Annotated in this window: 26 protein-coding genes and 2 tRNA genes; 20 read left to right on the top strand and 8 right to left on the bottom strand. The window is 57.8% G+C overall.

The window, feature by feature from the left end:
* From Q0478_RS12730 to Q0478_RS12710, 5 genes are all read left to right on the top strand, one after another.
* On the top strand, positions 1-990 hold the full coding sequence (locus tag Q0478_RS12730; protein ID WP_298679855.1) for an ABC transporter substrate-binding protein: 990 nt from the start codon (positions 1-3) through the stop codon (positions 988-990).
* Positions 991-1,524: 534 nt separating this feature from the next.
* Positions 1,525-2,061, top strand: coding sequence for a SiaB family protein kinase (locus tag Q0478_RS12725; RefSeq protein WP_298679853.1), 537 nt, complete (start codon positions 1,525-1,527; stop codon positions 2,059-2,061).
* A gap of 9 nt (positions 2,062-2,070) precedes the next feature.
* On the top strand, positions 2,071-2,460 hold the full coding sequence (locus tag Q0478_RS12720; RefSeq protein ID WP_298679851.1) for a DUF1987 domain-containing protein: 390 nt from the start codon (positions 2,071-2,073) through the stop codon (positions 2,458-2,460).
* Positions 2,460-2,795 carry a cyclic nucleotide-binding domain-containing protein gene (locus Q0478_RS12715; RefSeq protein ID WP_298679849.1) on the top strand — a complete coding sequence of 112 codons (336 nt, stop codon included), beginning with the start codon at positions 2,460-2,462 and terminating at the stop codon, positions 2,793-2,795. The genes Q0478_RS12720 and Q0478_RS12715 overlap by 1 nt, the downstream gene beginning before the upstream one ends.
* A 1-nt stretch (position 2,796) precedes the next feature.
* The gene (locus Q0478_RS12710) at positions 2,797-3,126 is read left to right on the top strand and encodes a cyclic nucleotide-binding domain-containing protein (RefSeq protein WP_298679847.1); all 330 of its coding nucleotides are present in this window, start codon (positions 2,797-2,799) and stop codon (positions 3,124-3,126) included.
* Here the strand turns inward: Q0478_RS12710 and Q0478_RS12705 are convergent.
* The 5 genes from Q0478_RS12705 to Q0478_RS12685 form a co-directional block, all read right to left on the bottom strand.
* Positions 3,112-4,662, bottom strand: a complete 1,551-nt coding sequence (locus Q0478_RS12705; protein ID WP_298679844.1) for a SpoIIE family protein phosphatase — start codon at positions 4,660-4,662, stop codon at positions 3,112-3,114. The two genes, Q0478_RS12710 and Q0478_RS12705, sit on opposite strands and share 15 nt — an antisense overlap.
* Positions 4,595-5,242, bottom strand: coding sequence for a hypothetical protein (locus Q0478_RS12700; protein ID WP_298679843.1), 648 nt, complete (start codon positions 5,240-5,242; stop codon positions 4,595-4,597). The genes Q0478_RS12705 and Q0478_RS12700 overlap by 68 nt, the downstream gene beginning before the upstream one ends.
* Before the next feature lie 12 nt (positions 5,243-5,254).
* Positions 5,255-5,704, bottom strand: a complete 450-nt coding sequence (locus Q0478_RS12695) for a hypothetical protein (RefSeq protein ID WP_298679840.1) — start codon at positions 5,702-5,704, stop codon at positions 5,255-5,257.
* Between the two features lie 542 nt (positions 5,705-6,246).
* Positions 6,247-6,321 (bottom strand) — tRNA-Asn (locus Q0478_RS12690).
* 53 nt (positions 6,322-6,374) lie between these two features.
* Complete coding sequence (locus tag Q0478_RS12685) at positions 6,375-7,310, bottom strand: MBL fold metallo-hydrolase (protein ID WP_298679837.1); 936 nt, start codon at positions 7,308-7,310, stop codon at positions 6,375-6,377.
* Between the two features lie 39 nt (positions 7,311-7,349).
* On the opposite strand from Q0478_RS12685, the gene Q0478_RS12680 reads away from it, so the two are divergent.
* A complete protein-coding gene (locus Q0478_RS12680; protein ID WP_298679835.1) occupies positions 7,350-8,642 on the top strand; it encodes an ATP-binding protein in 1,293 nt (430 codons plus the stop codon).
* Between the two features lie 108 nt (positions 8,643-8,750).
* On the opposite strand, the gene Q0478_RS12675 is transcribed toward Q0478_RS12680, so the two are convergent.
* Together Q0478_RS12675 and Q0478_RS12670 are read right to left on the bottom strand one after the other, a co-directional pair.
* A tRNA-Gly gene (locus Q0478_RS12675) sits at positions 8,751-8,824 on the bottom strand.
* Between the two features lie 51 nt (positions 8,825-8,875).
* Positions 8,876-10,906 (bottom strand): ASKHA domain-containing protein, encoded by a 2,031-nt coding sequence (locus Q0478_RS12670; RefSeq protein ID WP_298679833.1) that lies wholly within the window; start codon positions 10,904-10,906, stop codon positions 8,876-8,878.
* A gap of 350 nt (positions 10,907-11,256) precedes the next feature.
* Here Q0478_RS12670 and phnC point away from each other — a divergent pair, with 350 nt between their 5' ends.
* The 5 genes from phnC (at position 11,257) to Q0478_RS12645 (ending at position 15,934) form a co-directional block, all read left to right on the top strand.
* Positions 11,257-12,075, top strand: a complete 819-nt coding sequence (gene phnC / locus Q0478_RS12665) for a phosphonate ABC transporter ATP-binding protein (RefSeq protein ID WP_298679831.1) — start codon at positions 11,257-11,259, stop codon at positions 12,073-12,075.
* 58 nt (positions 12,076-12,133) lie between these two features.
* The gene (gene phnD, locus Q0478_RS12660; protein WP_298679830.1) at positions 12,134-13,039 is read left to right on the top strand and encodes a phosphonate ABC transporter substrate-binding protein; all 906 of its coding nucleotides are present in this window, start codon (positions 12,134-12,136) and stop codon (positions 13,037-13,039) included.
* 71 nt (positions 13,040-13,110) lie between these two features.
* Positions 13,111-13,995 carry a phosphonate ABC transporter, permease protein PhnE gene (gene phnE, locus Q0478_RS12655; protein WP_298679829.1) on the top strand — a complete coding sequence of 295 codons (885 nt, stop codon included), beginning with the start codon at positions 13,111-13,113 and terminating at the stop codon, positions 13,993-13,995.
* Positions 13,992-15,290, top strand: coding sequence for a phosphonate ABC transporter, permease protein PhnE (phnE, locus tag Q0478_RS12650; RefSeq protein ID WP_298679827.1), 1,299 nt, complete (start codon positions 13,992-13,994; stop codon positions 15,288-15,290). Before phnE (Q0478_RS12655) ends, phnE (Q0478_RS12650) begins: the two co-directional genes overlap by 4 nt.
* On the top strand, positions 15,290-15,934 hold the full coding sequence (locus Q0478_RS12645; RefSeq protein WP_298679825.1) for a chloramphenicol acetyltransferase: 645 nt from the start codon (positions 15,290-15,292) through the stop codon (positions 15,932-15,934). The genes phnE (Q0478_RS12650) and Q0478_RS12645 overlap by 1 nt, the downstream gene beginning before the upstream one ends.
* Here the strand turns inward: Q0478_RS12645 and phnF are convergent.
* Positions 15,870-16,619, bottom strand: coding sequence for a phosphonate metabolism transcriptional regulator PhnF (gene phnF / locus Q0478_RS12640; RefSeq protein ID WP_298679823.1), 750 nt, complete (start codon positions 16,617-16,619; stop codon positions 15,870-15,872). The genes Q0478_RS12645 and phnF overlap by 65 nt on opposite strands.
* Before the next feature lie 93 nt (positions 16,620-16,712).
* On the opposite strand from phnF, the gene phnG reads away from it, so the two are divergent.
* From phnG to phnX, 9 genes are all read left to right on the top strand, one after another.
* Positions 16,713-17,168, top strand: coding sequence for a phosphonate C-P lyase system protein PhnG (gene phnG / locus Q0478_RS12635; RefSeq protein WP_298679821.1), 456 nt, complete (start codon positions 16,713-16,715; stop codon positions 17,166-17,168).
* On the top strand, positions 17,165-17,725 hold the full coding sequence (gene phnH / locus Q0478_RS12630) for a phosphonate C-P lyase system protein PhnH (RefSeq protein ID WP_298679887.1): 561 nt from the start codon (positions 17,165-17,167) through the stop codon (positions 17,723-17,725). Before phnG ends, phnH begins: the two co-directional genes overlap by 4 nt.
* A complete protein-coding gene (locus Q0478_RS12625) occupies positions 17,725-18,813 on the top strand; it encodes a carbon-phosphorus lyase complex subunit PhnI (protein WP_298679819.1) in 1,089 nt (362 codons plus the stop codon). Before phnH ends, Q0478_RS12625 begins: the two co-directional genes overlap by 1 nt.
* Positions 18,810-19,679, top strand: coding sequence for an alpha-D-ribose 1-methylphosphonate 5-phosphate C-P-lyase PhnJ (locus Q0478_RS12620; protein WP_298679817.1), 870 nt, complete (start codon positions 18,810-18,812; stop codon positions 19,677-19,679). The genes Q0478_RS12625 and Q0478_RS12620 overlap by 4 nt, the downstream gene beginning before the upstream one ends.
* Entirely contained in the window at positions 19,676-20,446 is a 771-nt protein-coding gene (phnK, locus tag Q0478_RS12615; RefSeq protein ID WP_298679815.1) for a phosphonate C-P lyase system protein PhnK, read from the top strand. The genes Q0478_RS12620 and phnK overlap by 4 nt, the downstream gene beginning before the upstream one ends.
* Before the next feature lie 4 nt (positions 20,447-20,450).
* On the top strand, positions 20,451-21,134 hold the full coding sequence (gene phnL, locus Q0478_RS12610) for a phosphonate C-P lyase system protein PhnL (protein ID WP_298679813.1): 684 nt from the start codon (positions 20,451-20,453) through the stop codon (positions 21,132-21,134).
* Positions 21,131-21,679, top strand: a complete 549-nt coding sequence (phnN, locus tag Q0478_RS12605; RefSeq protein WP_298679811.1) for a phosphonate metabolism protein/1,5-bisphosphokinase (PRPP-forming) PhnN — start codon at positions 21,131-21,133, stop codon at positions 21,677-21,679. Before phnL ends, phnN begins: the two co-directional genes overlap by 4 nt.
* Positions 21,680-21,758: 79 nt before the next feature.
* On the top strand, positions 21,759-22,904 hold the full coding sequence (locus Q0478_RS12600) for an alpha-D-ribose 1-methylphosphonate 5-triphosphate diphosphatase (protein ID WP_298679809.1): 1,146 nt from the start codon (positions 21,759-21,761) through the stop codon (positions 22,902-22,904).
* A 21-nt stretch (positions 22,905-22,925) separates the two neighbouring features.
* Positions 22,926-23,738 carry a phosphonoacetaldehyde hydrolase gene (phnX, locus tag Q0478_RS12595; RefSeq protein WP_298679807.1) on the top strand — a complete coding sequence of 271 codons (813 nt, stop codon included), beginning with the start codon at positions 22,926-22,928 and terminating at the stop codon, positions 23,736-23,738.
* The last annotated feature ends 13 nt before the right edge of the window (positions 23,739-23,751 follow it).

The following is a 23,751-nucleotide window of genomic DNA, read 5'->3' as shown; positions in this document are numbered from 1 at the left end:
ATGAAAAGTATATTCAAAGGGGTGATTGCTGGCACATTGATGCTCGCGGGGACGACCGCCCAAGCGGCTGATGATGTGACCCTGCAATTGAAGTGGGTCACCCAAGCGCAATTCGCAGGCTATTATGTGGCCTTGGATAAGGGATTTTACGAAGAAGAGGGCCTCAACGTCACCATCAAGCCCGGCGGCCCGGACATCGCACCGGCGCAGGTTATTGCCGGCGGCGGTGCTGATGTTGTTCTGGACTGGATGCCCTCGGCTCTGGCCTCACGCGAGAAGGGCCTTGATTTGGTGAATATTGCCCAGCCGTTCAAAGCCTCTGGAATGATGCTGACCTGTCGCAAAGATGCGGGTATCGCCAGCCCCGCGGACTTTCCTGACAAGACATTGGGTGTCTGGTTCTTTGGCAATGAATATCCGTTCCTCAGCTGGATGAGCAAACTGGGCCTGAAAACTGATGGCTCTGCCGGCGGTGTGACGGTTCTCAAGCAGGGCTTCAATGTTGATCCGCTTTTGCAAAAGCAGGCGGCCTGTGTTTCGACCATGACTTACAACGAATACTGGCAGGTGATTGATGCCGGTCTTAGCCCTGAGGAGCTTGTTGTTTTCAAATACGAAGACGAAGGCGTTTCGACGCTTGAAGACGGGATGTATGTGCTTGGGTCAAACCTTGAAGACCCTGCCTTCAAGGACAAGATGGTGCGCTTTGTTCGCGCGTCCATGAAGGGCTGGAAATATGCCGAGGCAAACACCGATGAAGCGGCTGATATTGTTCTTGATAACGATGCCTCAGGCGCCCAGACCGAAAAGCACCAGCGCCGCATGATGTCAGAAGTGGCCAAGCTGACGGCCGGCTCAAACGGCGCGCTTGATGTTGCGGACTACGAGCGCACTGTCACGTCTTTGCTGGAAGGCGGTTCTGATCCTGTCATCACCAAAATGCCTGAAGGGGCATGGACACATGAGATCACAGACGCCGCTCTGAACTAAGATAAAGCTGTGGAGGGCCTTTGACTTGGTCCTCCACACGGCATTTTCAGATTAAACTGATTAAAAGAACACCTTCCGGGACTTTCAGCTATTGTTTTTTCGCTGTGCTGGCTGAGAACCAAGCTAACAGGACCTTGTGATGGCAATAGGAGGCTTTCGGCGGCACGAAGCCGACAAGGCAGTTTAATTTGATAATGCCCTTGCGTGAGTTGGCACGCAGATCCGCGTGACCCTTAGTTGCCAGTCTAGGTTTCCAGTCTCATGAGCGGCGTGTGAGTGCCTCGGGTCTGAAGTAAGCTTTCGTCGGCAGCTTTTCAAAACGTGAATTCCATGAAGTCACTGCACAAGCTGGGACGTTTTGCCGTCAGCGTTCCCTTTGGTGGGCTTGCGGGGGCAGGCCCCTTGCGCAGAAAAGCTTTTAGTCAGTTATACGGGTATTCAAGACATTTAATTTGCAAATATTGTTGAGTTTTGTTTTGGTGCTTAATAGCGCGAGATGGTATCGGCGCTAAATTGCGCAGCGGGAATGATGACATGGAAAATGCCTTATCTTGGAGAACCCTTGCGCCCGGCGATCAGCTTTATTCGTTCTCGGGTTATATTACAAATCGGGTTTTAGACGGGATTGCCGCAGGCATTGAGGATGTGCTCGCCGCACGCAGCGAAACCAACAAGTCATATCGCAAGATATTTGGCATTTTCGTTGAAATGGCGCAAAACATTATCTTTTACGCACCTGACAGAGTTGAAATCCCCAATGACGAAGCGGGTTTTGGCACACTCTCTATCTCAACTGACGGAGATCATGTCCGTATCCATGCGTCCAACGAAGTCTTGCCGCACCAAAAAGAGCAGCTGGAAAAGATATTCAGTCAGATTAAGGGGCAATCATCCGATGAGATTGGCCGCCTTTACAAGCAGCGTATGCTTGAAACCTTTGATGATCCAAACAGCCGGGGCGGGGGCCTTGGATATTTTGATATTGCACGAAAATCGACACGCCCAATCGAATTTGGATTTGAGCTTTTGGACAATGGAAAGAGTGTTTTTCATGTCTCTGCTTGGGTGTAAGGGCCGAAAATGACCGATATTATTGCAGCCCAAACGAGCAAGACACCTGAAATCTCATTTGATGCGGATACCAACACGTTGCGTATTGTTGGAAAGTCTTACCCTGAGGATCTCTATGCGTTTTGGCAACCGGTGACAGACCAGGTGCAAACCCTTCTCAACGCAAGGGACGCCTTGTTTACGTTTGAATTCGCCTTGACCTATCACAACAGCGGCACGACCCGAGTGATCATCAATTTCATCAAAGACGCAGAGCGGATTTTGAGCGAAAGCTCCCGGCAAATTCGGATAAAATGGTATTTTGACCCGGAAGATGAACAGACAGAAGAGCAGGGCGAAGACTATCGTGACTTGTGTGACGGGGTGACGTTTGAATTGATTGGGCAAGAGGTGTCGTAATGCAGGAAAAAGATACCATTCGACATCTCAAAAAGGGCGATATTCTCTACAAAAAGGGCGAGGTTGCGGATTCGATTTACCTGATCACCCAAGGTGAATTCGAGATCAGTCATGTTGATGGGGCCGTCCTGTTTCGGCCTGGGGATGTGTTGGGGATATTTGATGCCATTCTGCGCGGCACCTACACCAAAACTGCCGTTGCCACCACAAAAGCACAAGTTCGCTTCAGCTCGGTGAAAAAGGATCTGGTGGCTATTGAGGGCACCTTAACCCATAAGTTGATGCATTCCTTCTTGCTTGCAAAAGATACTGAAACGCCGGGGTATTGGTCTTAACATGGAGATCCGCCATCTTTTTGCCAGGGAAGCGTTAGACGCAGGTTTGAAACCTGTGGAACATCTTTATTTGGTGAAATCCGGAATTTTGGAGCTTTTGGACCAGAACAATGAGGTTATTGCGGTATATGGCCCAAAGTCAGTGTTGGGCATGTCCGAAATACTCAAGGGCGGCAAAATTGTTGGAACAGTGATCGCGCAACGCTCTACCAGTGTGGTTGCGATCGACAAATCACATGTCTTGGATGATCTGTCAGAGGCCGAAGCAAATGTTACGGAGATGTTGGGAGCTGTTGTTGATACGGTTGGGCGCCGCTCAGTTGCCCGCTAAGGTCGCCCGCATCACCACAACGCTCATGTCATCTACCAAGCTGTGATCTCCCAAATAGGCAAATGTCTCCGCGCGTATACTCTGCACGATCTGTGATGCGGTGGCATGATTTGAAAGGGAGGCTTGCACAACGCGTTTCAATCGGCGTTTGCCAAAGCCAAACCCTTTTGCGCCGCCAGGGGCATCCAATATGCCGTCCGAGCAAAATACAAGCACATCTCCTGCGTCACCAAATGACGCTTCAAAGACAGTAAATGTCTTGGCCTCGACTTCATAGCCGAGGCTTTGGCGGTCAGCTTGTGCAAAGGTAAGTTCACCCGCATGAGCAATCAAGAACGGCTGTTTCGCGCTGCACCAGGTAATTTTTTGCGTGGCCTTGTGATACATCAACAGCGTGGCATCTGCGCCAAGCCTTACATCCGTCTCCGAGACACGCCTGTCGCGCAGACCGGTGATGATGCGACGATGAATATCCTCAATGATCACTCCGGGTCCGGCATCGGGTTGCAGTGCAACTGCGTTGCGAACAGCCATAGACAACACGACGGTCGCCAATGCCCCGGGAATGCCATGGCCGGTCGCATCTGCAAAGAACAAGACATAGCGTTCAGGCTGATCGATCCCGACATAAAAATCCCCTCCAACTTGGGAGAGCTGCTGCACAAAGCCGTCTACCTCAATCGGGCTTCCCTTGACCGGATCGAGCGAGATCAGCTTGTTTTGAACCGAAGAGCCATAGTCGAGGCTCTGGGTGATGATATCGTGCTTTTCACGCAGCTCTGTTGCTTGTTGGGTAATCTTTGCTGTCGCAGTTTCAAGTTCTTGAGCCATGGCGTCAAAGGCGGTTGAAATGGCGCGCAGCTCTGGCGCGGCGGGCAGCGGCCCAATGCGTGCCTCCATAAGCCCCTGGCGAAAGCGGTTTATTGTCGTAACAATGCGGTTGATCGGTCGCAATGCGATCCGCCGTTGGGCAATCCAGAGGGCGATCAGGCAACCCAGCAGAATGGACACAAGGCCAATTGCGATGATCCGCAGAGCAAGGCCAAGCTCGGTCAGGATAAATTGATTTGTGAAATAAACGTTAACCTCGCCCAACACCCGTATGCCGCGCCTGATGGGTTGGGTATGCAGCAACAATTCAGGATTGTTTGCGACGCAATTTGCGTCAGGCCAATAAAGGGGCTCGGTTGTGCCGCGGGCTTTGAGGGTGACACAGGAGACCTCCGGAGTGCCTGCAAAGGCGGAAATAACGGCTTCTGTCATTTTGGTATCTTGGTTTGCCAGCGCCGGTATAATGGCGCGTGAAAGACGCACACTTGCCGTGGCGATGCGCACAGACAAATCTTTGCGTTTGTATTCGTAGGCGGTCTGCCAGAAGACGCCGACGCCCAATAAGGCCAGAACGAGGGATACGCCACACATCACGAAGAACAGGCGCGAGACAATGCTGAATTGGCGGAACATGGCGTTACAGCCTCCACTCGCAAATGCGATCAAACGTCTGGTTTTCCAGATAATGTGCGCGGGCGGTGTCATTCATCTGTGTCAAAAAGCGGTCGCGCTCTGTGAGCAAAGTGACGATCTCGGTGTGAAACAACTGGAGGAGGGCATCAAGCCAATAACTGACAATCAGAGCCGGCGTTTTTTCTGTGCCACAAAAGCCCGGCAAGGCATCAACGAGTGCGCACGCTGGCCGCATATGCTCATCAGTTACCCAACGGTTGGGCACAAAAAACCCCTGCAAGTCTCCCGTGCTGTCGAGCTCGACTGCGATCAAGTGGCTGAGCCCCACAGTGCGAGGAGCCTCAAAGAAAGACGGGGCCACAAACAGGTGAAAATGCCCTGCCAACCGGTCAGCTTTTTCTGTCTTTGAGTGAAAATGAAAAAACCAGCGATAATGCCCGCAAGTGCTCCGGGCGTCATGCTCCTCGGGAAGGCGCAGCGCGTCTGTGCTGGGCAGGAGATCAAAAACCCCAAGCGTCTCCTTTTCCATAAGCGCGGCCATGGTCTGCAAAAAAGCCTCTGCGCCCCCGAGCGTGGCAATAACATCTGCGCCAGCTTGATCTAGCCACTCAACCCTTGCCACGAGGGCTGCAAAACTGGCTGCGTCCGTCATATCTGTCTGTGCTCAGTCTTTCGCCGCGCAGCACTTTGCAGCACAACACTTGGCAGAACAACACTTGGCTGCGCAGCATTTTGTGCCGCAGCACTTGCCACCGCAGCCGCCCTCACGCTCAAACAACACTTTGGTTGTTTCCATATGGCTCTCGCGCAACTCGCCGCCGCGGACATGAATGGCAGCTTGAAAGACAGTCCAATACCCGCCCGATTCTGCGACCATGTAGTCGATATCCAAGAGCTCGCCGTCGTCGGTCAAAAAGTCTGAACAGGATACAAAAAATGTATCGGCAACCATCATAAGGTTGGTATGAAGTTTCTGAAACGTGGCGGAGATGTAGTCACCCTGCACGGGGTCAAAAACGAGGTGTTTTCCGTTTATTTTTGTGGCGTCAATATACTCCAACATGGCAGCTTGCACGGCCTCACGAAACTCAGGCGTTGCAGTTGCCGCTGACACCTTTTTGGGTGCTTGTGTGGCGGCCGCCCCAAAAAAAATCGGTGCTGCCAGAAATTTCGCTGCTTGGCGTCGAGAAAATTTCATGCTGTCGCCTTCCTGTGGTTTGAGTGTTATCTCTTATTAACCTTTATAATGAAACTTAACCCGGCGCTATATTTATCGGATATATTCAGTTTTATGCCATGTTGATAATATCAATATGGCCCATTGCGAATGTATGTGATGGGTTCCGCCTGAATTTTTGTCAGAGGAACATCAAATCTTGCAGTCCTGCCGAACCATTTGTTTCTGCCGGCGTTGGAGGGGCTCTTCATCACTGCGCCGCCGGCCTTGCCCCAGCGCATGTGGGCCTTTGACACCAATATGATCGCGCGGCTAGGGGCGAAAAACCCCGCCGGGCGCGCCACCCATGACGCCGCACCTTGCACAAGCGAAATGTGAGGGGCAATGCTTTGCGCGCTCTCTGCGGTTTGCAGGTTAGGCGCCAAATTTTGAGATACAATTTTGCCAAAAATCAGCCCAGCATTTCCTGGGCAGGTGTTTGGCTCCGGCGGTAGGGATCGAACCTACGACCAATTGATTAACAGTCAACTGCTCTACCGCTGAGCTACGCCGGAATGTGAGGCGCGTATAGCAATGCGCTTGGGGGGCGTCCAGCGGTTTTTGTGATTTATTGGCCAAAAACTTTTTGCTCTTCGCAAAGTTGGAAGAGGGCGTCTTGTGCCAGTTGGGGCATGGGGCGAATTTGCTCTTTTTGCGTCAGATCTACCAGGTGGGCGAAGACGTTGCGTTCGGCGGCCGTGAGAAGTGCGGGTGGCGTTTCGGTGTAGATTTCTTTGGCCAATTGCCTTGCTGATGCGGGGCCTTTGGCGAGGGTTGCCAGGATGTCGGCTTCGCGGGTTTTCCTATGGGCGATAAGCCATTTCAGGCGCGCATTGGGTTGTTCTATGGGCGCCCCGTGGCCCGCATGAAAAACCTGCCAGCTTTGGCGTTGCAGGCGTGCGCAAGAGGCCATGAAGGCGGTTAGATCGCCATCAGGGGGGCTGACGAGAGAGCTGGCCCAGCCCATCACCAAATCGCCACAAAAAAGCGTGTCATCTAGGGCAAAACACATGTGGTTTCCAAAATGGCCAGGGGTGTGCAGGGCTGTGAGCGCCCAACCATCACCTTGCACCCTGTCTTTGTCTTGCAAGCAGATGTCAGGGGCAAAGCCGTGGTCGACCCCTTCACCGCCACCGGAGAGGCCGCTGGCTGCAAGGGCCTGCATCACAGGGCTGCGCCCGCTCTGACTGTCTCCAAAGGCGTAGATCTTGGCCCCTGTGATCTGAGAGAGCCGCCCAGCGAGCGGGGAGTGATCCACATGGGAATGGGTGACAAAAATATGGCTGATATGCTGGTTTGGCCCGAGCGCAGCCAGAATGGCGTTGAGATGGGCCGTGTCATCAGGGCCAGGATCAATCAAGCCAAGCCCCTTGGAGCCGATAAGGTAGGTGTTGGTGCCTCGGAAGGTCATGGGCGAGGGGTTGTTGGCGAGAATGCGCTGCACATTGGCTCCGAGCATCTCGGCTTTGCCAGCAGGTGGATTAAATTGCTCCAGATCATTCATGGCTCTTCCTTCTGTCTGCGGCTCTGGTTAGGTTTAGGCATGTTTTTTGGCTGGCTCAAACATTATATGCCCCGCTCGCTTTATGGGCGGGCTGCGCTTATTCTGATTGTGCCGATTGTCGGGTTGCAACTTGTTGTGTCGATCATTTTTGTGCAACGCCATTTTGACGATGTCACCACCCAGATGACCCGCTCTATGGCGGTTGAGCTGCGCCTTGTGCTTGCGGAGTATCGCCAGACTGGCACCAGCGCTTCGGCTGAGGCTCTGCGGATTGATCTCGTCGAGGGGGGCGCTGTGCAAGAGCGGCACCGTTGGTATGATTTTGCGGGCCTTGTCGTGCGCCGTGAATTGCAGGCGGCGATTGCGGCGGTGCAGGGGGTTGATCTGCCAAATGGCCGTGTCGTTTATCTGGCGGTGATGACCGAGCGCGGCCCTGTCGTGCTCACTTTCGAGCGCCTGCGGGTGTCGGCCTCAAACCCGCACCAGCTGCTTGTTTATATGATCCTTGTTGGTATTTTGATGACGGTGATTGCCTATATTTACCTGCGCAACCAGCTGCGCCCGATCAAGCGCCTGGCGGCTGCGGCTTCGGCCTTCGGGCGGGGGCAGGTGATTGAGTATCGCCCGTCTGGCGCTGTTGAAGTGCGGGCTGCGGGCAATGCCTTTTTGGACATGCGCAACCGTATTGAACGCCAGATCGAACAACGCACACTCATGCTTTCTGGGGTCAGTCATGACCTGCGCACGCCGCTGACACGCATGAAGCTTGGGCTTTCGCTTTTGGAGGATGAAGAGCGTGAACCTCTGGAAAGAGATGTGCAGGAAATGCAGCGTTTGGTGGATGAGTTCTTGTCATTTGCCAAGGGCGCATCGGAGGGCGACCCCGAGCCAAGCGAGCCTTTTGCTCTGGTTGAAGAGATTGTGCATGATTGCCAGCGTGCAGGGCTGGCTGTGGAGCTGGGGGAGATGCTGGGCACGCGGGACGAGGCGGTTGCTTTGCGCCGGGTTGGGGTGCGGCGCGCGGTGGAAAACCTGATTGGCAATGCGGTGCGCTATGGCACACGGGCGGTCGTGTCGGTGGCTTTGACGGAGCGGGCGCTGCGCATCCGGGTGGAAGATGACGGCCCCGGCATTGCTCCGGATGATCGCGAGGAGGCGCTGCGCCCCTTCACGCGGCTCGACGCGGCGCGCAACCAAAACCAAGGCTCAGGTGTTGGCTTGGGATTGTCGATTGCCACCGATGTGGCACGCGCCCACGGGGGCGTGTTGCGGCTCGGGGAAAGCAGTGCTTTGGGCGGGTTGCGCGCAGATATTGTGATTGGGCGCGGCTGAACCCCCATATTTAGAGACTCAGGCTTTTTCCGCCGTCACACCCTTTTTCATGACGCCAACCGGGCCAACCAAACCAGACCGTAGCCAGAGCAGGACTGGTGCAAGGGCTGGAGCGGGTAGCGGGAATCGAACCCGCGCGTTCAGCTTGGGAAGCTGACAGGCTACCATTACATCATACCCGCACGGCGTTTGCGATACCCTGCCGGGGCAAAGCGGTCAAGCGCTATAGAGGCTTAGGCGCGCCGCCGCCGCCGTCCGCCGCCGCCATCCCCCGCGTTGAAGCTCACATCGGGCAATGTCACCACGCTGGCCAGAACAGGGAAGGGCTCTACCGAATTTGGAATCGCCGAGGCATTTACGAAGTGTTCCTGAAACCTTGGCTCAACCGCTGTTTCAACCTTGATAATGCTGCGCACGGTGCTCTCGATCTCGGCGCGGGCCTCGCTGTTGAGCAATGCGATTCGTGCGCCGGTGCCCGCGGCATTGCCTGCGGAGGTCACCTTTTCGATGAGACAGTCGGGGATCATGCCCAGCACCATGGCGTGTTTGGGCGAGATATGCGCGCCAAAAGCGCCGGCCAGCACCACGCGATCCACCGTCGCCACGTCAAATTTGTCCATGAGCAGGCGCGCGCCGGAGTAGAGCGCTGCCTTGGCCATCTGGATGGCGCGGATGTCGGGGTTGGTCACTGTGATGGTGGGGCCGCCCTCGGCGGAGCCGTCCCACATGAGATAACTGTGGGTGCGCCCGTCTGACAAGCAACGGGGCGTGCCCACTTGCTCGGCTGAACCGATCAGACCGGAGGCGTCGACGATGCCAGCAATGCGCATCTCGGCGATGGCCTCGATGATGCCGGACCCGCAGATGCCGGTGATGCCGGTGGTGGCGATGGCCTCGTTGAAGCCTTCCTCGTCAGACCAGAGCTCACATCCGATGACACGAAAGCGCGGCTCCTTGGTGACAGGGTCGATTTCGACACGCTCGATGGCGCCGGGGGCAGCGCGCTGGCCCGAGCTGATCTGTGCGCCCTCAAAGGCAGGGCCGGTGGGCGACGAACAGGCCAAGACTTTGGATTTATTACCCAAAAGAATTTCGGCATTTGTGCCCACATCAACCACAAGCACAAGGTCTTCGGATTTGTCAGGCGCTTCGGAGAGGGCCACGGCGGCGGCATCCGCCCCGACATGCCCAGCGATACAGGGCAAGAGATAAACCCGCGCGGAGGGGTGCAGATCGAGTTCCAGATCCCGGGCCTCAAGGCGCAGGGCATCCGAGGTGGCCAGCGCGAAGGGGGCCTGGCCCAGCTCGAAGGGATCAATCCCCAGAAAGAGGTGGTGCATGACGGGGTTGCAGACGAAGACCGCATCCATGATCAGGCGTTTGTCGATGCCCGCTTCGGTGGCGACCTGATCAAACAAATCGTTCATGCCGGCGCGCACGGCGGCGGTCATTTCTTCCGCGCCCTCTGCGTTCATCATCGAATAGCTGACCCGGCTCATCAGGTCTTCGCCAAAACGGATTTGCGGGTTCATCAGGCCCGAGGAGGCGACGACTTCGCCGGTTTGCAGGTTGCACAGATGGCCGGCGATGGTGGTGGAGCCGAGATCGACGGCGAGGCCGTAGATGCCGCCTTCGTGAAAACCGGGCCAGACCTGCATGATGGAGGGGGCAGATTCGGCATGGCCTTGGTGGACGGCCACCGTCACCTTCCAGCCGCCTTTGCGCAGCGCGGATTGCAGGTGCGAGAGCACATGCGGATCGGCCTTTGGCACCTTTAGGCCCCATTGCGTTTTGAGGCCCTCGCGCAGGCGCTCAAGATCGCCTGAAGGCTCGTGCATGTCTGGCTCTTCCACGTCAACATAGTAAAGCTTAACCGTTGGATTCATTGTAATATCGCGAGCCTCGGCCCGTTTGCGCACGACCTGTTTATGCACCTGGCTTTCGGGCGGGACGTCGATGACGATGTCGCCTTGGACGGTGGCCTGACAGCCCAGACGGCGGCCCTTGGGCAGGCCGCGTTTGCTGTCGTAGCGCTCTTCCACGGCGTTCCATGCGCTCAGGGCGTTGTCGGCGACGGTGACACCATGTTTGGAGAACTCGCCATAGGAGGGCGTGATCTGGCATTTGGAGCAGATGCCGCGGCCACCGCAGACAGAATCAAGATCAACGCCAAGCTGGCGCGCGGCGGTAAGTATCGGAGTTCCCACGGGAAAATGACCGCGCTTGCCGGAGGGCGTGAAGACAACGAGAGGATCTTTGCTCATATTCGAACTGCCTGATTGGGGTCTCTTTGGCCATAAGATAGTCTGGCGCGCCCGATTGTATAGGGCGGGCAGCGGCAAAAAGCTGACTGGGAACGTCATATTTTCCTTTCCATCAGCTTAAGGCTGCGCAACGCCGGATTAAGCTTTGGCCAAGGGGCCAAAACGGGGGGGTGAAATGCGTGCACAGTGCGTGCACCATGCGTGCACCGGCCAAAACGGGGGGCGTTAACACAAAATAAGTGAATGCAGCGTGCGCCCCCAACGGCGGGGCCGTGTTACAAAAGCTTATTCAAACGAACACAAAAATGAATCTAAAGGCACATATCCAAGCTCCAACCTAGGGGGCTGCTATGCTGCAATTGAAGAAAGTCACAAAAGTTTTCGGCGCGAATACGGCGGTGGATTCGGTGAGTTTTGACGTCGACAAACCCATGATGATCGGGATCATTGGCCGGTCGGGGGCGGGGAAGTCAACGCTGTTGCGGATGCTCAACCGGCTGACCGACACAACCTCGGGCGAAATGACCTTTGAGGGTGTGGATGTCACCGCTTTGAAGGGGGCGGCCAAGCGCAGCTGGCAATCGCAATGTGCGATGATCTTTCAACAGTTCAATCTGGTTCCGCGCATGGATGTTGTGTCAAACGTCTTGCATGGCACCCTGAACCAGCGCTCAACCCTTGCGACGATGTTCAACCTCTATCCGGATGCGGATATTCACCGCGCCATTGATATTCTGGAGCGCCTCGGGATTGCCGAACACGCGCCCAAGCGCGCCGAGGCGCTTTCGGGCGGTCAACAACAGCGTGTCGCCATTGCCCGCGCGCTGATGCAAGACCCGCGGATCATCCTGGCGGATGAGCCGATTGCCTCGCTTGATCCGATGAATGCGCAGGTGGTGATGCAGTCTTTGCGCGACATTCACGAGCAGGATGGCCGCATGGTCATCGCCAATTTGCACACGCTTGATACGGCGCGGCGCTATTGCGACCGGGTGATCGGAATGCGCGGCGGCAAGATCGTTTTTGACGGCACGCCAGAGCAGCTCACCACCGGCGTTGCGCGCGATATTTATGGCGCGGATGCAAGCTTTTCGGAAGCCACGACCTCAACCCAGATTGAACAGAGTGAGGCTGCGAAAAAGCTGATTGAAGAGGTCGTGTCGGCCTGAGCCGCGCACGCCAAACCCCGAGGCCCCGCTGTGGGGCATGATAAGAGAGAGACGACTGATGAAAAACCTGATTATCGCAACGGCGCTGGCCACGACGGCCTTGTCTTCTGCCGCTATGGCAGAGGGCATCACAGAATTCCGCATTGGCATCCTGGGTGGTGAGAACGCACAAGACCGGATGAACTCAAACGAATGCCTGCGCGCCTATACGCAAGACTTGCTGGGTGTTGAGACAAAGCTTTTTGCTCCGGCTGATTACAACGGTGTGATCCAGGGCCTGCTGGGCGGCACGCTGGATATGGCCTGGCTCGGTGCATCCTCTTATGCGGCTGTCTATCTGCAAGACCCTGAGGCGGTTGAGCCTGTGCTCGTGAAGATCAACCTTGATGGCTCGTTTGGCTATCATTCCATTGGTTTTGCCCGCAAAGACAGCGGCATCACATCGCTGGAAAGCATGAAGGGCAAGGTCTTCGGCTTTGGCGACCCAAACTCCACATCCGGCTATCTGATCCCGTCGATTGAAATTCCTCAAACAACCGGTTCCACGATGGAAAACGGCGCCTACTTTGGCGAAGTGAAGTTCACTGGCGGCCATGAGCAGACAATTGTGGCTGTGAACAACGGCGATGTTGACGGCGGCGTGACATGGGCCGACGGGCAGGGCAACTGGGAAGACGGCTTTAACTCCGGCGCGCTGCGCAAAGCTGTGGATGCGGGCCTTGTGGACATGAACGACCTTGTCGAGATCTGGCGCTCAAAGCCGATCCCTGAAGGCCCCGTTGTGCTGCGCAAGTCGCTGCCGCAGGACGTAAAAGACAAGATGATCGCGCTTGTGGATGGTCTGCACGAAGCGGATGCGGATTGCGCCTATGGCGTTGCGGCAGGGGAAAGCCTCGGTTTCAACCCGATCGGGCATGACGCCTATGTATCGATTATCGAGGCCCGCAAGGCCAAATCAAACTGATCCAACGCAGTTTTGAACACAGTGCTGGCTCCAACGCTTTGTTGGGGCCAGCCAAGTATATGGAGCAGAACATGGACAAGCACAGCAGTGGTGCGCAGGCAACAGCCCAGCTGCGCGGGCATTACATGGCGCAACTGCGCAAGAAGCGTCTGTTGAACATGATTTTGCTCATCGTCTTCATCGGCCTGATGGCGGCGGGGTTTCGCACCGCAGAAGAGCGCAACGCCGGTGGCTTTCTGGATGGGGTGCGCAACATTTTTGACTTTCCGGCCGATGTTGTGGGCGAGGCCATCTCGCGGGCGCATCTCTTGCCCGGGTATCTTTTGAAATACCTGCCGTCCTTGATTGAAACCATCAATATTGCGGCGGCCTCCACGCTTTTGGGCGGGTTGATCGGGCTGTTCTTTTCGCTGCTTGTGACGCGCGGTTTGGCGCCAGTGCCTTGGCTTGTGGGCCCCCTGCGGCGGGTGCTCGATTTCTTGCGGGCGATCCCCGAAATCGTTGTGGCGCTTGTTTTGATATATCTTTTAGGGGGCGGGCCTGTGCCTGCGATGATTGCGATTGCGCTGCACACGGTGGGCGCGCTTGGCAAACTGTTTTCAGAGGTGAATGAAAACGCCTCGCTCAAGCCTGTTGAGGGGCTTGAATCGGTCGGAGCGAGCTGGAGCAAGCGGATGTGGCTTGGTGTGGTGCCGCAGGTGGCGCCCAATTATTTCAGCTATGCGCTGCTCAGGTTTGAGATCAACATTCGCGCCTCGGCGATCTTGGGCTTCGTGGGCGCGGGGGGCATTGGCTATGATTTGCGCAACACGATGAGCTGGGGGCAGGGCAAATTTGACGAGGCTGGCGCGATTTTCCTCTTGTTGTTTGGCACGATTGTATTGGTGGACCAGATGTCGAGCCTTATTCGCAACCGCTTCACGCATGGGGCAAAATTGTCGGAGGTGCGGGTATGAACGCGCTGAGTTTAGAGGGCTCTGTGCAGCAGCAGTTTGCCCGCAAGCGGCTGGTTTCCTTTGCGGTGCCGGCGCTCATTTTGGGGTATTTTGCCTATATCTTTGTGGCCTTTGACATGGCCGGGCTTGGCGCGCGGGTAAATGTGAAAAACGCGGCGACGCTGGTGTCGGATGTTTATAGCCACAAGACCCATGTGACGCGTGACAACCGCGACGGCTCTCTTGAAATTGCCATCGAGGGCGAGCGCAAAGGGCGCTATGCGCCGGGCGATAGCCCCGATTGGGTGAGCTTGGGCGATGAGACGGTTGTGACGCTTTCAGGCGGGCATGTGATCACCATGGGGGCTTTGGTGAGTTATGACATTCCGGGCTATGGGCGAGTGACGGCCAAGCCCGGGGCCTCGGGTGTGAATGCTGTGTTTCCTGAGGGCGCGGTGCCTGAGTATATCAGCGCGTCAAAGAACCGTCTGATGATTGTGACGGATGCGGGGCGCTTGACGGTGACGCGCAACCGCACTGAGGTTTTCAAGTATAGCGCCGGGTGGGAGTTGTTCTTTTTCACGCTCGACAGCCCCTATCACAGCATGAGCTGGGGCCAGATTGCCACGGCCGCTTTGAGCGGCGAGGCGGGCGCAATTTTGCAGGATTTCTGGAGCAACAAGATGTGGCGCCATGCAGAGGTGGCTTGGGCGATTGTCGAGACCATCCTTATGGCCTTTCTGGGGACATTCGGCGCGGCGATCATTGCGCTGCCGCTCGGGTTTCTTGCGGCCAAGAATTTCACGCCGCTTGGCACATTGCGCTTTGCGGCCCGGCGCTTGTTTGATTTTCTGCGCGGTGTGGATGGGCTCATTTGGACAATCGTTCTGAGCCGTGCCTTTGGCCCCGGGCCGCTCACAGGCGCCTTGGCCATTTTGCTCACGGACACGGGCTCTTTTGGCAAGATGTTCTCTGAGGCGCTCGAAAATGTTGACGAGAAGCAGATCGAGGGGGTGGCCTCTACCGGGGCCAAGCCGTTGCAGAAATACCGGTTTGGGGTGATCCCGCAAGTGACCCCGGTTTTGCTGAGCCAGATCCTTTATTACTTTGAGTCAAACACCCGCTCCGCCACCATCATCGGGGCGATTACAGGGGGCGGTATCGGGCTTTTCCTGACCCAGGCGATCATCACCCAGAAGGATTGGGAAGAAGTCAGCTACTATATCATTCTGATTGTGCTTATGGTCTTTGCCATGGACACGCTGTCGGGCTGGTTGCGCCGCAAGTTGATCCAAGGTGATGGAGGCGGGCACTGATGGCGCGTTTGAAAGAGGAAGCTCCCTTTCTGCACCCTGAGTGTGAGATCACAGATGCCACATTTGGCCGCTATGTCGAGATCGGGCGGGGAAGCCGTTTGGCGCATTGTGACTGGGGCGATTATTCCTATTGCGACCGCTATGCAGACATAGCCAACACAACGGTGGGCAAGTTTGCCAATATTGCGGCTTTCGTGCGCATCGGGGCCACAGACCACCCCATGGAAAAAGCCAGTTTGCACCATTTTCACTACCGCTCGGATGATTACTTTGATGACGCCGCGCGAGACGAGGCGTGGTTTGCCCACCGCCGCACGCGCCGCACGGTGATTGGCCATGATGTCTGGATCGGGCATGGGGCGCAAATCCGCCCTGACGTGAGCATCGGCCATGGCGCCGTGATTGCCGGGGGGGCGATTGTGACCAAAGATGTGCCGCCCTACATGATCGTGGCGGGCATACCGGCTGTGCCGCTGCGGGCGCGCTACACGCCAGAGATTGCCGCGCGGATGATGGCGCTGGCCTGGTGGGACTGGCCCCATGCGCAGTTGCGCTCTGCGCTGGACGATTTTCGCAACCTCAGCGCCAAGGCGTTTCTGGAGCGTTATGAGCCGGGTGCTCAGGATCTGAAAGGGTCAGAGTGACTTTGTCTGCGGCAAACCATGTCCGTCCGAGTTCGACGGGGCGTGTATCAGGGCCAAGGTTCACGCTGATGCTGCGCAGCAGGGGAGCGTGTTCGGCGATGCGCAGGTGAAGCGCTTGTGTTGCCGTGGCCAGCTTGGCGTTGATGCGTGTGGAGGCGCGGGTGTAATCGCGCACACCGGATCTTGCCAAGGCGGCCGTGACCGAGGGGTCTGCTTGCAGGAAAGTCAGCATGTCCGGCAAGCGTTCGGCGGGAAAGACACTGCGAAAAAGGGCGATTGGCGTGCGATCCACCAAAGACAGGCCTTCGTAGACATGCACCGGCGCGCCGGGGTCAATTTGCAGAGCCTCGGCCTCATGGGCGCGCGCCGCGCGCGTTTGCAACAGCAGGACTTTCTTTGCCGGGGTGCGCCCTGCGGCGATCAGATTCTGGTGAAACCGCACGCGACGGCTGATCGGGTAATCTGTGGGAGTCATCGTCACAAAGACGCCCGCGCCGCGCCGCGCATGGACAAGCCCCTCCGCAGCCAGCGCGGCCAGAGCCTGGCGCACAGTATGCCGGTTCACCCCAAAGCGCGCGGCCAGGGACGCCTCTGTGGGCAGTTTGTCGCCCTGGGTGAGGCTTGCGCCAATCTCGCTGCGCAGGGAGGCGGCAATGGCTTTCCAGAGAGGGGTTTTGCGGGGCATGTCACGAAATCTTCACAGTTTGGGGGATTGGCAGAGGCGCGGCGGCTCTGTAGTATTTGTATAGTTGTATAGTAAATTGCGAAAGATGTCCAGATGACGGTGACGAGCGATCAAAACATGGCGCGCAAGGCCTGGCTGAGCCTTTTGGCAAAGTCGCCGGCAGCGGATGTGGCGCATCATTGGGCCGCTTTGGGCCTAGTGGTGGAGCATCATGTATTGCGCAGCCCCGAGGTGGGCGGGGTCATGGTGCGCGGGCGCGCGGGCGCGGTGGGTGCTGCGTTCAATCTGGGGGAGATGACGGTGACTCGCGCCTCGGTGAAGTTGTCAGACGGGACCATCGGGCACGGCTATGTGCAAGGGCGCAGCAAGGCGCACGCGCTTCAATCGGCTTTGGTGGATGCCTTGATGCAGACCGATGCCTCTGCTGCGGTTGAGGCGGGTCTTTTGGCGCCGTTGCGCGAGGCCATGCGCGCGCGCCAGAGCCAGCGGGCCGCCAAGGCTGCGGCCACCAAGGTTGATTTTTTCACAATGGTGAGAGGGGAAGACTGATGCACGAAGTTTTGGAGGGCGGTTTTAACGACGTTCCGGTGCAGGCCGCACAGGCCTTTCGCGCTGTGATGACGGCGATGGCGCGCCCGGGTGACATTGTGCAGGTCTGCGGCGCGCAGCCGCCTGCGCCCATGAGTGTTGCGGCGGGGGCGGTTGTGCTGACCCTTTGTGACCCTGAGACCCCGATTTATCTGGCGGGCAGCCATGACACAGAGCAAGTTCGCGCCTGGATCAGCTTTCATACGGGCGCGCCCTGTGTGGCGGCACATGACGCGGTGTTTGCGCTTGGGGTATGGGATGATTTGCCCCTCGGGGCCTTTTCGATTGGGCGTGCTGAGTATCCAGACCGCTCTGCAACCTTGATCGTGGACTCTGCGCATCTGGCCAATGAGGGGGCTGTTTTGCGCGGGCCGGGGATAGACGGCACGGCCCGGCTTTCGCTGCCTGAAACGCGGGCCTTTCAACAGAATGCGGCGCTGTTTCCGTTGGGTCTGGACTTTCTGTTCACCTGCGACACGCGCCTTGCGGCCTTGCCGCGCACAACGAGGGTAAGCTGATGTATGTGGCGGTAAAAGGCGGTGAGCGCGCGATTGACAATGCCCATGCGTGGCTGGCCGAGGAGCGGCGCGGCGACAGCTCTGTCCCCGAACTGAGCCTTGCGCAGATCAAAGAGCAGATGGCGCTGGCGGTGAACCGCGTGATGGCGGAGGGCTCGCTCTATGACCCGGATCTCGCGGCTTTGGCGATCAAGCAGGCGCGCGGGGATCTGATCGAGGCGATCTTTTTGATCCGCGCCTACCGCACCACGCTGCCGCGCCTTGGCGGCTCAGAGCCGATTGCCACGGAAGACATGGCCTGTGACCGGCGCGTGTCTGCAACCTTCAAAGATGCGCCTGGCGGTCAGGTTCTGGGGCCGACTTTTGACTATACCCACCGGTTGTTGGATTTCAAACTGGCCGCCGAGGGCGCGGTGGCGGCAGCGCCGGTTGCGCCCACACATGAGGGGCATACGCCGCATATCATGTCTTTTCTGGACAAAGAGGGTTTGATTCAGCCAGAGCCGCCGGGCCCGGACGTGCCAGACGATTTGACACGCACGCCGCTGGAGCTGCCTGCGAGCCGGGCTTTGCGTTTGCAATCCTTGACGCGCGGCGATGAGGGCTTTGTGTTGGGAATGGCCTATTCCACCCAGCGCGGATATGCGCGCAACCACGCTTTTGTGGCCGAGCTTCGGATCGGCGTTGTGGCGGTGGAGATGGAGATTGCGGAGCTTGGCTTTGCGATCGAGATTGGCGAGATCACAGTGACGGAATGTGAGACTGTCAATCAGTTTCAAGGCTCCAAGACCGAACCGCCGCAGTTTACGCGCGGCTATGGGCTGGTGTTTGGAATGACCGAGCGCAAGGCCATTTCGATGGCTTTGGTTGACCGGGCCTTGCGCTGGAAAGAGCTGGGCGAAGACAACCTTGGCGCCCCGGCGCAAGACGAGGAATTTGTGCTCTATCATTGCGACAACATTCAGGCGACCGGCTTTTTGGAGCATATCAAGCTGCCGCATTATGTTGATTTTCAATCTGAGCTGGAATTGATCCGCAAGCTGCGCCGTGAGGCGCAGGGCAACATGAGCCAGGAGGCGGCGCAATGAGCGATTACAACTTTGCCTATTTGGACGAGCAAACCAAGCGCATGATCCGCCGGGCGATCCTGAAAGGTTTGGCGATCCCGGGATACCAGGTGCCTTTTGCGAGCCGTGAGATGCCCATGCCCTATGGCTGGGGCACAGGTGGTGTGCAGGTGTCTGCCGCTGTTTTGAAGCCGGATGATACGTTCAAGGTGATTGATCAGGGGGCAGATGATACGACCAACGCAGTGTCGATCCGACGGTTCTTTCAAAAGACAGCGGGTGTTGCCGTAACCGAAGCGACGGAAGAGGCGAGCGTGATCCAGACCCGTCACCGGATCCCCGAGGCAGAGCTGCGCGCGGATCAGATCCTTGTGTATCAAGTGCCCATTCCCGAACCCCTGCGCTTTCTGGAGCCGTCTGAAGTTGAAACCCGAAAGATGCATGCTTTGGAGGAATACGGGCTGATGCATGTCAAGCTCTATGAGGACATCAGCCAGCACGGGGATATTGCAACAGCTTACGCTTACCCCGTCAAAGTTGAGGGGCGCTATGTGATGGACCCTTCCCCGATCCCCAAGTTTGACAATCCGAAGCTGAAAATGGCCGGCATCCAGCTCTTTGGAGCAGGGCGGGAGCAGCGTATCTATGCCATTCCGCCTTACACCGATGTTGTGAGCCTTGATTTTGAGGATTATCCCTTTCAGCCCACCAAAGCAGATCATGCCTGTGACCTTTGTGGGGCCGAGGACAGTTACCTCGACGAGTTGATCATGGATGACGCGGGCAAGCGGATGTTCATGTGCTCGGACACGGATTATTGCGCAACCCGGCGCAAGGGCGGGCATATTGGCGCTCAAGGCGCGCCTCACAGGGAGGATGCGGCATGACACCTTTGTTGCAGGTTGAAAACCTTGCCAAATTCTATGGCCACCGGATCGGCTGCACGGATGTTTCTTTTGATCTCTTTCCCGGAGAAGTCATGGGCATTGTGGGCGAAAGCGGGTCGGGCAAGTCAACCTTGCTCAACTGCCTCGCGGGTCATTTGACGCCAGATCGCGGCGCTGTGCGCTTTGATACCCGTGCCGAAGGCCTGAAAGACACAATTACAATGTCAGAGCCGGAGCGGCGTATGCTGGGGCGCACCGATTGGGCCTTTGTGCATCAACATGCGCGCGACGGGCTGCGCATGAATGTGAGTGCGGGGGGCAATGTGGGTGAGCGGTTGATGGCGGTGAATGCGCGCCACTATGGCAATATCCGCGCCGAGGCGATTGATTGGCTCGGGCGCGTCGAAATAACGCAAGATCGCATCGACGAGCGCCCCACGGCTTTTTCAGGCGGGATGCAGCAAAGGTTGCAGATTGCCCGCAATCTGGTGACGGGGCCACGGCTTGTCTTTATGGACGAGCCAACAGGCGGGCTTGATGTTTCGGTGCAGGCGCGCTTGCTGGATTTGCTGCGCAGCCTTGTGCGCGAGATGAACCTGAGCGCGATCATCGTCACCCACGATCTGGCTGTTGTGCGCCTTCTGGCGGACCGGCTGATGGTGATGAAAGATGGGCATGTCATCGAAACCGGGTTGACCGATCAGGTTTTGGACGACCCGCAACAGGCCTATACACAACTTCTTGTTTCTTCAGTCTTGCAGGTGTGACGCGATGATCTTTGTTGAAAACGTCTCAAAATCTTTCGTGCTGCACAACCAGGGTGCTGCGGAAATTCCTGTAATGCAGGGCGCAAGCCTGAGGGTGGCCGCAGGCGAATGCGTGTCGCTGGTGGGGGCGTCCGGGGCCGGAAAATCAACGCTGATGCGCATGATTTATGGCAACTACCTGACGGCCTCGGGCCGGATCATGGTGGGTGATCTGGACGTGGCGAGTGCGCCACCGCGCGAGATCATCCGGCTGCGCCGCGAGACTTTGGGCTATGTCAGCCAGTTTTTACGGGTTGTGCCGCGCGTGTCGACATTGGACGTTGTGGCGGAGCCGCTCTTGTCAACGGGCACAGCCCGCGATGACGCCATGGCACAGGCCGAAGCCCTGTTAAGGCGGCTCAATATCCCGAAGCGGCTTTGGGCGCTCAGCCCGACCACCTTTTCAGGCGGCGAGCAACAGCGCGTCAACATTGCGCGCGGCTTTGCCTTTCCCTATCCGGCGCTACTGTTGGATGAGCCGACCGCGAGCCTTGATCCGACAAACCGCGCAACGGTTCTGGCGATGATTGAAGAGGCGAAAGCGCGCGGCGCGGCACTCATCGGGATTTTCCACGATCATGCGGCGCGCGACGCGGTTTGCGACCGTCAGCTTGATGTCACCCAGTTCACACCGGGGCTTGCGGCATGAGCGGGCGCTTTATCGCTGTGGTCGGGCCGTCGGGGGTTGGCAAAGACAGCGTGATGCTAGCGGTGGCGGCGCGCGCGCCGCAGCTGAGCCTGGCGCGGCGTGTGATCACCCGCGCCAGCGACGCAGGCGGCGAGGCCTTTGATGCGGTGAGCCTGGCAGAGTTTGCTGCGCGCAAAAGCGCCGGGGCCTTTGCGCTCAGCTGGCAGGCACATGGGTTGCACTATGCGATCCCAGTGACGGTAGACACCGCGCTTGCTGCGGGCTTTGATGTCTTGGCAAACCTGTCGCGCAGCGCGCTTTTGGCGGCACAGGCCCGGTTTGCAAATTTTGAGGTGATCACCCTGAGTGCAGAGCGCAGCGTGCTTGCGGCGCGGCTCAAGGCACGGGGCCGCGAAACAGATGCGCAGATTGCGGCGCGGCTGGATCGCGCAGCCACGGGCTTGCCCAAGGGCCTTCTGGCCCGAGATTTTGACAACAGCGGCCCGCTTGAGCAGACCGTTCAAGCGGTGCTTGCGCATCTTTCTGCTGGCAGGCCAGCCCCATGAGCGTTGTGACCCGCTGTTGCGCGCGCCTTCCAATGTCACCGCAGAGCCGTTTGCTGTGCCCAACCAGTGTGCCAAACAAATGAAAAACAAGACTATTTTTGCAAATGCCCGGTTGATCCTAAAAGATGAGGTGATCTTGGGGTCTTTGACATTCTGCGACGGTGTGATCACCGATATTGCGTCAGGGGGCTCTGTTCCGGCTGGGGCGCTTGATCTTGAGGGCTCTTATCTCGCACCGGGGCTGGTGGAGCTGCACACCGACAACGTGGAGCGCCATCTAGAGCCCCGCCCCAAGGTGAGCTGGCCTTTTCGGGCGGCCATTCTGGCCCATGATCGGGAATTGGCGGGGGCGGGGATTACCACGGTGTTTGATGCCATCCGGGTCGGGTCTATCTTGTCTGACACCGGCGCGGGCTATCCCAAATATGCACGCCAGATGACAGATGAGATTGTTGCGGTGCAGGCCGCGGGCCTGTTTCGGATCAGCCATCATATTCACCTGCGCGCGGAGGTCTGTTCAGAGACCCTGATAGAGGAGCTGGATGAGTTTTCGCCCGAGGAGCGGATCGGGATTGTGTCCATGATGGATCACACGCCGGGCCAGCGCCAGTTTGGCGATATTTCCAAATTCGAGACCTATGTGCGCGGCAAGCGCAGCTATTCGGATGAGGCATGGGAGCGCTATATCGCGTTTCTTTATGGGCTTCAGGCCGAATATGGCGCCAAGCATGAGGCGGCGACGGTGGCCGCTGCGGCGCGGCTGGGCGCGACTTTGGCCAGCCATGACGACACCACGGAAGCGCAGGTGGCGGCCAGCCATTCTTACGGTGTGACCGTGGCCGAGTTCCCAACGACGGTCGCGGCTGCCGATGCCTGTCATGCCAAAGGCATTGCCACCATCATGGGCGCGCCCAACCTGATCCGGGGCGGGTCTCATTCCGGGAATGTTGCGGCAGAGGAGCTGGCCAAGCTTGACCGATTGGATATTTTGTCGTCAGATTATGTGCCGGCCGGTTTGCTTATGGCGGCTGTGCAACTGGGCGCGCTGTGGGGCGATTTGGCGCGCGGGATGCGCACGGTCACTGACACACCGGCTCGGGCGGTTGGACTGAACGATCGCGGCGCCTTGGCCGTGGGGCAGCGGGCCGATCTCATCCGCTTCACCCTTCAAGATCAAACACCTGTTTTGCAGGAAACATGGAGCCAGGGGCGGCGGGCCTCCTGACCCCCTTTGGAGCAGACGCGCATGACATATTTCAAAGCCGCCATTTTTGATTGGGCTGGAACGACGGTTGACTTTGGCTCTTTTGCCCCGACGGGAGCCTTTGTTGAGGCGATGGCGCAATTTGGCATCAAGGTGACGGTTACGCAGGCGCGCGCGCCCATGGGGGCGGCCAAGTGGGACCACATCCAAGCGCTCTTGCACATGCCGGAAGTCGCCCGGCAATGGCGAGAGATATACGGCGCGGCACCGGGGGAGGCGGATGTGGATCGTATCTTTCAGGTTTTTGTGCCGATGAATGAAAGGGTCGCCGCGCAATATGCGGAGCTTATCCCCGGCACGCTGGAGACGATGGCCAGCCTGCGCGCGCGTGGGATGAAGATCGGCTCAACCACCGGTTACACCCGCGCGATCATGCAACAGGTGCTGCCCGTGGCCGCCGCGCAGGGGTATGAGCCCGATTGCCTTGTCTGTTCGGATGACTTGCCTGAAACCCGTCCGGGGCCTTTGGGGATCTATCAGTGCATGATTGATATGGCGGTTTACCCGCCCTCTGAAATTTTGAAAATTGACGATACGGCCCCCGGGATTGCCGAAGGCGTGGCGGCCGGTTGTGTGACGGTTGGGCTTGCCTTGTCAGGCAATGCTGTGGGCATGACCCATGAGGCCCTGGCGCAGTTACAGCAGGGCGAGATCGCCGCACATCGCCACAGGGCCACTGCCTTGCTCAAGGCGGCGGGGGCGGATCATGTGATTGACACCATTCAAGACTTGCCCGGCCTTCTCAGCCAGCTTGAAGCGGAGGCCTGTGCCCGGGCAGGCGAAGGCGCGGCCTGAAAGCGGCTGCGTG

Source organism: uncultured Lentibacter sp. (assembly GCF_937123735.1).
In the GTDB taxonomy this organism is placed as follows: Bacteria; Pseudomonadota; Alphaproteobacteria; order Rhodobacterales; family Rhodobacteraceae; genus Lentibacter.
Note: the sequence above shows the minus strand (reverse complement) of the source record. Positions and strands in the feature narration are given on the sequence as shown.

What these genes read in the sequence shown, in the direction of transcription:
- phnG (WP_298679821.1), top strand. Translation starts at nt 16,713, where the DNA reads ATGACGGTGACGAGCGATCAAAACATGGCGCGCAAGGCCTGGCTGAGC.
- phnF (WP_298679823.1), bottom strand. Translation starts at nt 16,619, where the DNA reads ATGCCCCGCAAAACCCCTCTCTGGAAAGCCATTGCCGCCTCCCTGCGC.
- phnK (WP_298679815.1), top strand. Translation starts at nt 19,676, where the DNA reads ATGACACCTTTGTTGCAGGTTGAAAACCTTGCCAAATTCTATGGCCAC.
- Q0478_RS12725 (WP_298679853.1), top strand. Translation starts at nt 1,525, where the DNA reads ATGGAAAATGCCTTATCTTGGAGAACCCTTGCGCCCGGCGATCAGCTT.
- Q0478_RS12645 (WP_298679825.1), top strand. Translation starts at nt 15,290, where the DNA reads ATGGCGCGTTTGAAAGAGGAAGCTCCCTTTCTGCACCCTGAGTGTGAG.
- Q0478_RS12600 (WP_298679809.1), top strand. Translation starts at nt 21,759, where the DNA reads ATGAAAAACAAGACTATTTTTGCAAATGCCCGGTTGATCCTAAAAGAT.
- Q0478_RS12700 (WP_298679843.1), bottom strand. Translation starts at nt 5,242, where the DNA reads ATGACGGACGCAGCCAGTTTTGCAGCCCTCGTGGCAAGGGTTGAGTGG.
- phnN (WP_298679811.1), top strand. Translation starts at nt 21,131, where the DNA reads ATGAGCGGGCGCTTTATCGCTGTGGTCGGGCCGTCGGGGGTTGGCAAA.
- Q0478_RS12625 (WP_298679819.1), top strand. Translation starts at nt 17,725, where the DNA reads ATGTATGTGGCGGTAAAAGGCGGTGAGCGCGCGATTGACAATGCCCAT.
- Q0478_RS12685 (WP_298679837.1), bottom strand. Translation starts at nt 7,310, where the DNA reads ATGAATGATCTGGAGCAATTTAATCCACCTGCTGGCAAAGCCGAGATG.
- Q0478_RS12670 (WP_298679833.1), bottom strand. Translation starts at nt 10,906, where the DNA reads ATGAGCAAAGATCCTCTCGTTGTCTTCACGCCCTCCGGCAAGCGCGGT.
- Q0478_RS12705 (WP_298679844.1), bottom strand. Translation starts at nt 4,662, where the DNA reads ATGACACCGCCCGCGCACATTATCTGGAAAACCAGACGTTTGATCGCA.
- phnD (WP_298679830.1), top strand. Translation starts at nt 12,134, where the DNA reads ATGAAAAACCTGATTATCGCAACGGCGCTGGCCACGACGGCCTTGTCT.
- Q0478_RS12730 (WP_298679855.1), top strand. Translation starts at nt 1, where the DNA reads ATGAAAAGTATATTCAAAGGGGTGATTGCTGGCACATTGATGCTCGCG.
- Q0478_RS12720 (WP_298679851.1), top strand. Translation starts at nt 2,071, where the DNA reads ATGACCGATATTATTGCAGCCCAAACGAGCAAGACACCTGAAATCTCA.
- phnE (WP_298679829.1), top strand. Translation starts at nt 13,111, where the DNA reads ATGGACAAGCACAGCAGTGGTGCGCAGGCAACAGCCCAGCTGCGCGGG.
- phnL (WP_298679813.1), top strand. Translation starts at nt 20,451, where the DNA reads ATGATCTTTGTTGAAAACGTCTCAAAATCTTTCGTGCTGCACAACCAG.
- Q0478_RS12710 (WP_298679847.1), top strand. Translation starts at nt 2,797, where the DNA reads ATGGAGATCCGCCATCTTTTTGCCAGGGAAGCGTTAGACGCAGGTTTG.
- phnX (WP_298679807.1), top strand. Translation starts at nt 22,926, where the DNA reads ATGACATATTTCAAAGCCGCCATTTTTGATTGGGCTGGAACGACGGTT.
- phnE (WP_298679827.1), top strand. Translation starts at nt 13,992, where the DNA reads ATGAACGCGCTGAGTTTAGAGGGCTCTGTGCAGCAGCAGTTTGCCCGC.
- Q0478_RS12715 (WP_298679849.1), top strand. Translation starts at nt 2,460, where the DNA reads ATGCAGGAAAAAGATACCATTCGACATCTCAAAAAGGGCGATATTCTC.
- Q0478_RS12680 (WP_298679835.1), top strand. Translation starts at nt 7,350, where the DNA reads ATGTTTTTTGGCTGGCTCAAACATTATATGCCCCGCTCGCTTTATGGG.
- phnC (WP_298679831.1), top strand. Translation starts at nt 11,257, where the DNA reads ATGCTGCAATTGAAGAAAGTCACAAAAGTTTTCGGCGCGAATACGGCG.
- Q0478_RS12620 (WP_298679817.1), top strand. Translation starts at nt 18,810, where the DNA reads ATGAGCGATTACAACTTTGCCTATTTGGACGAGCAAACCAAGCGCATG.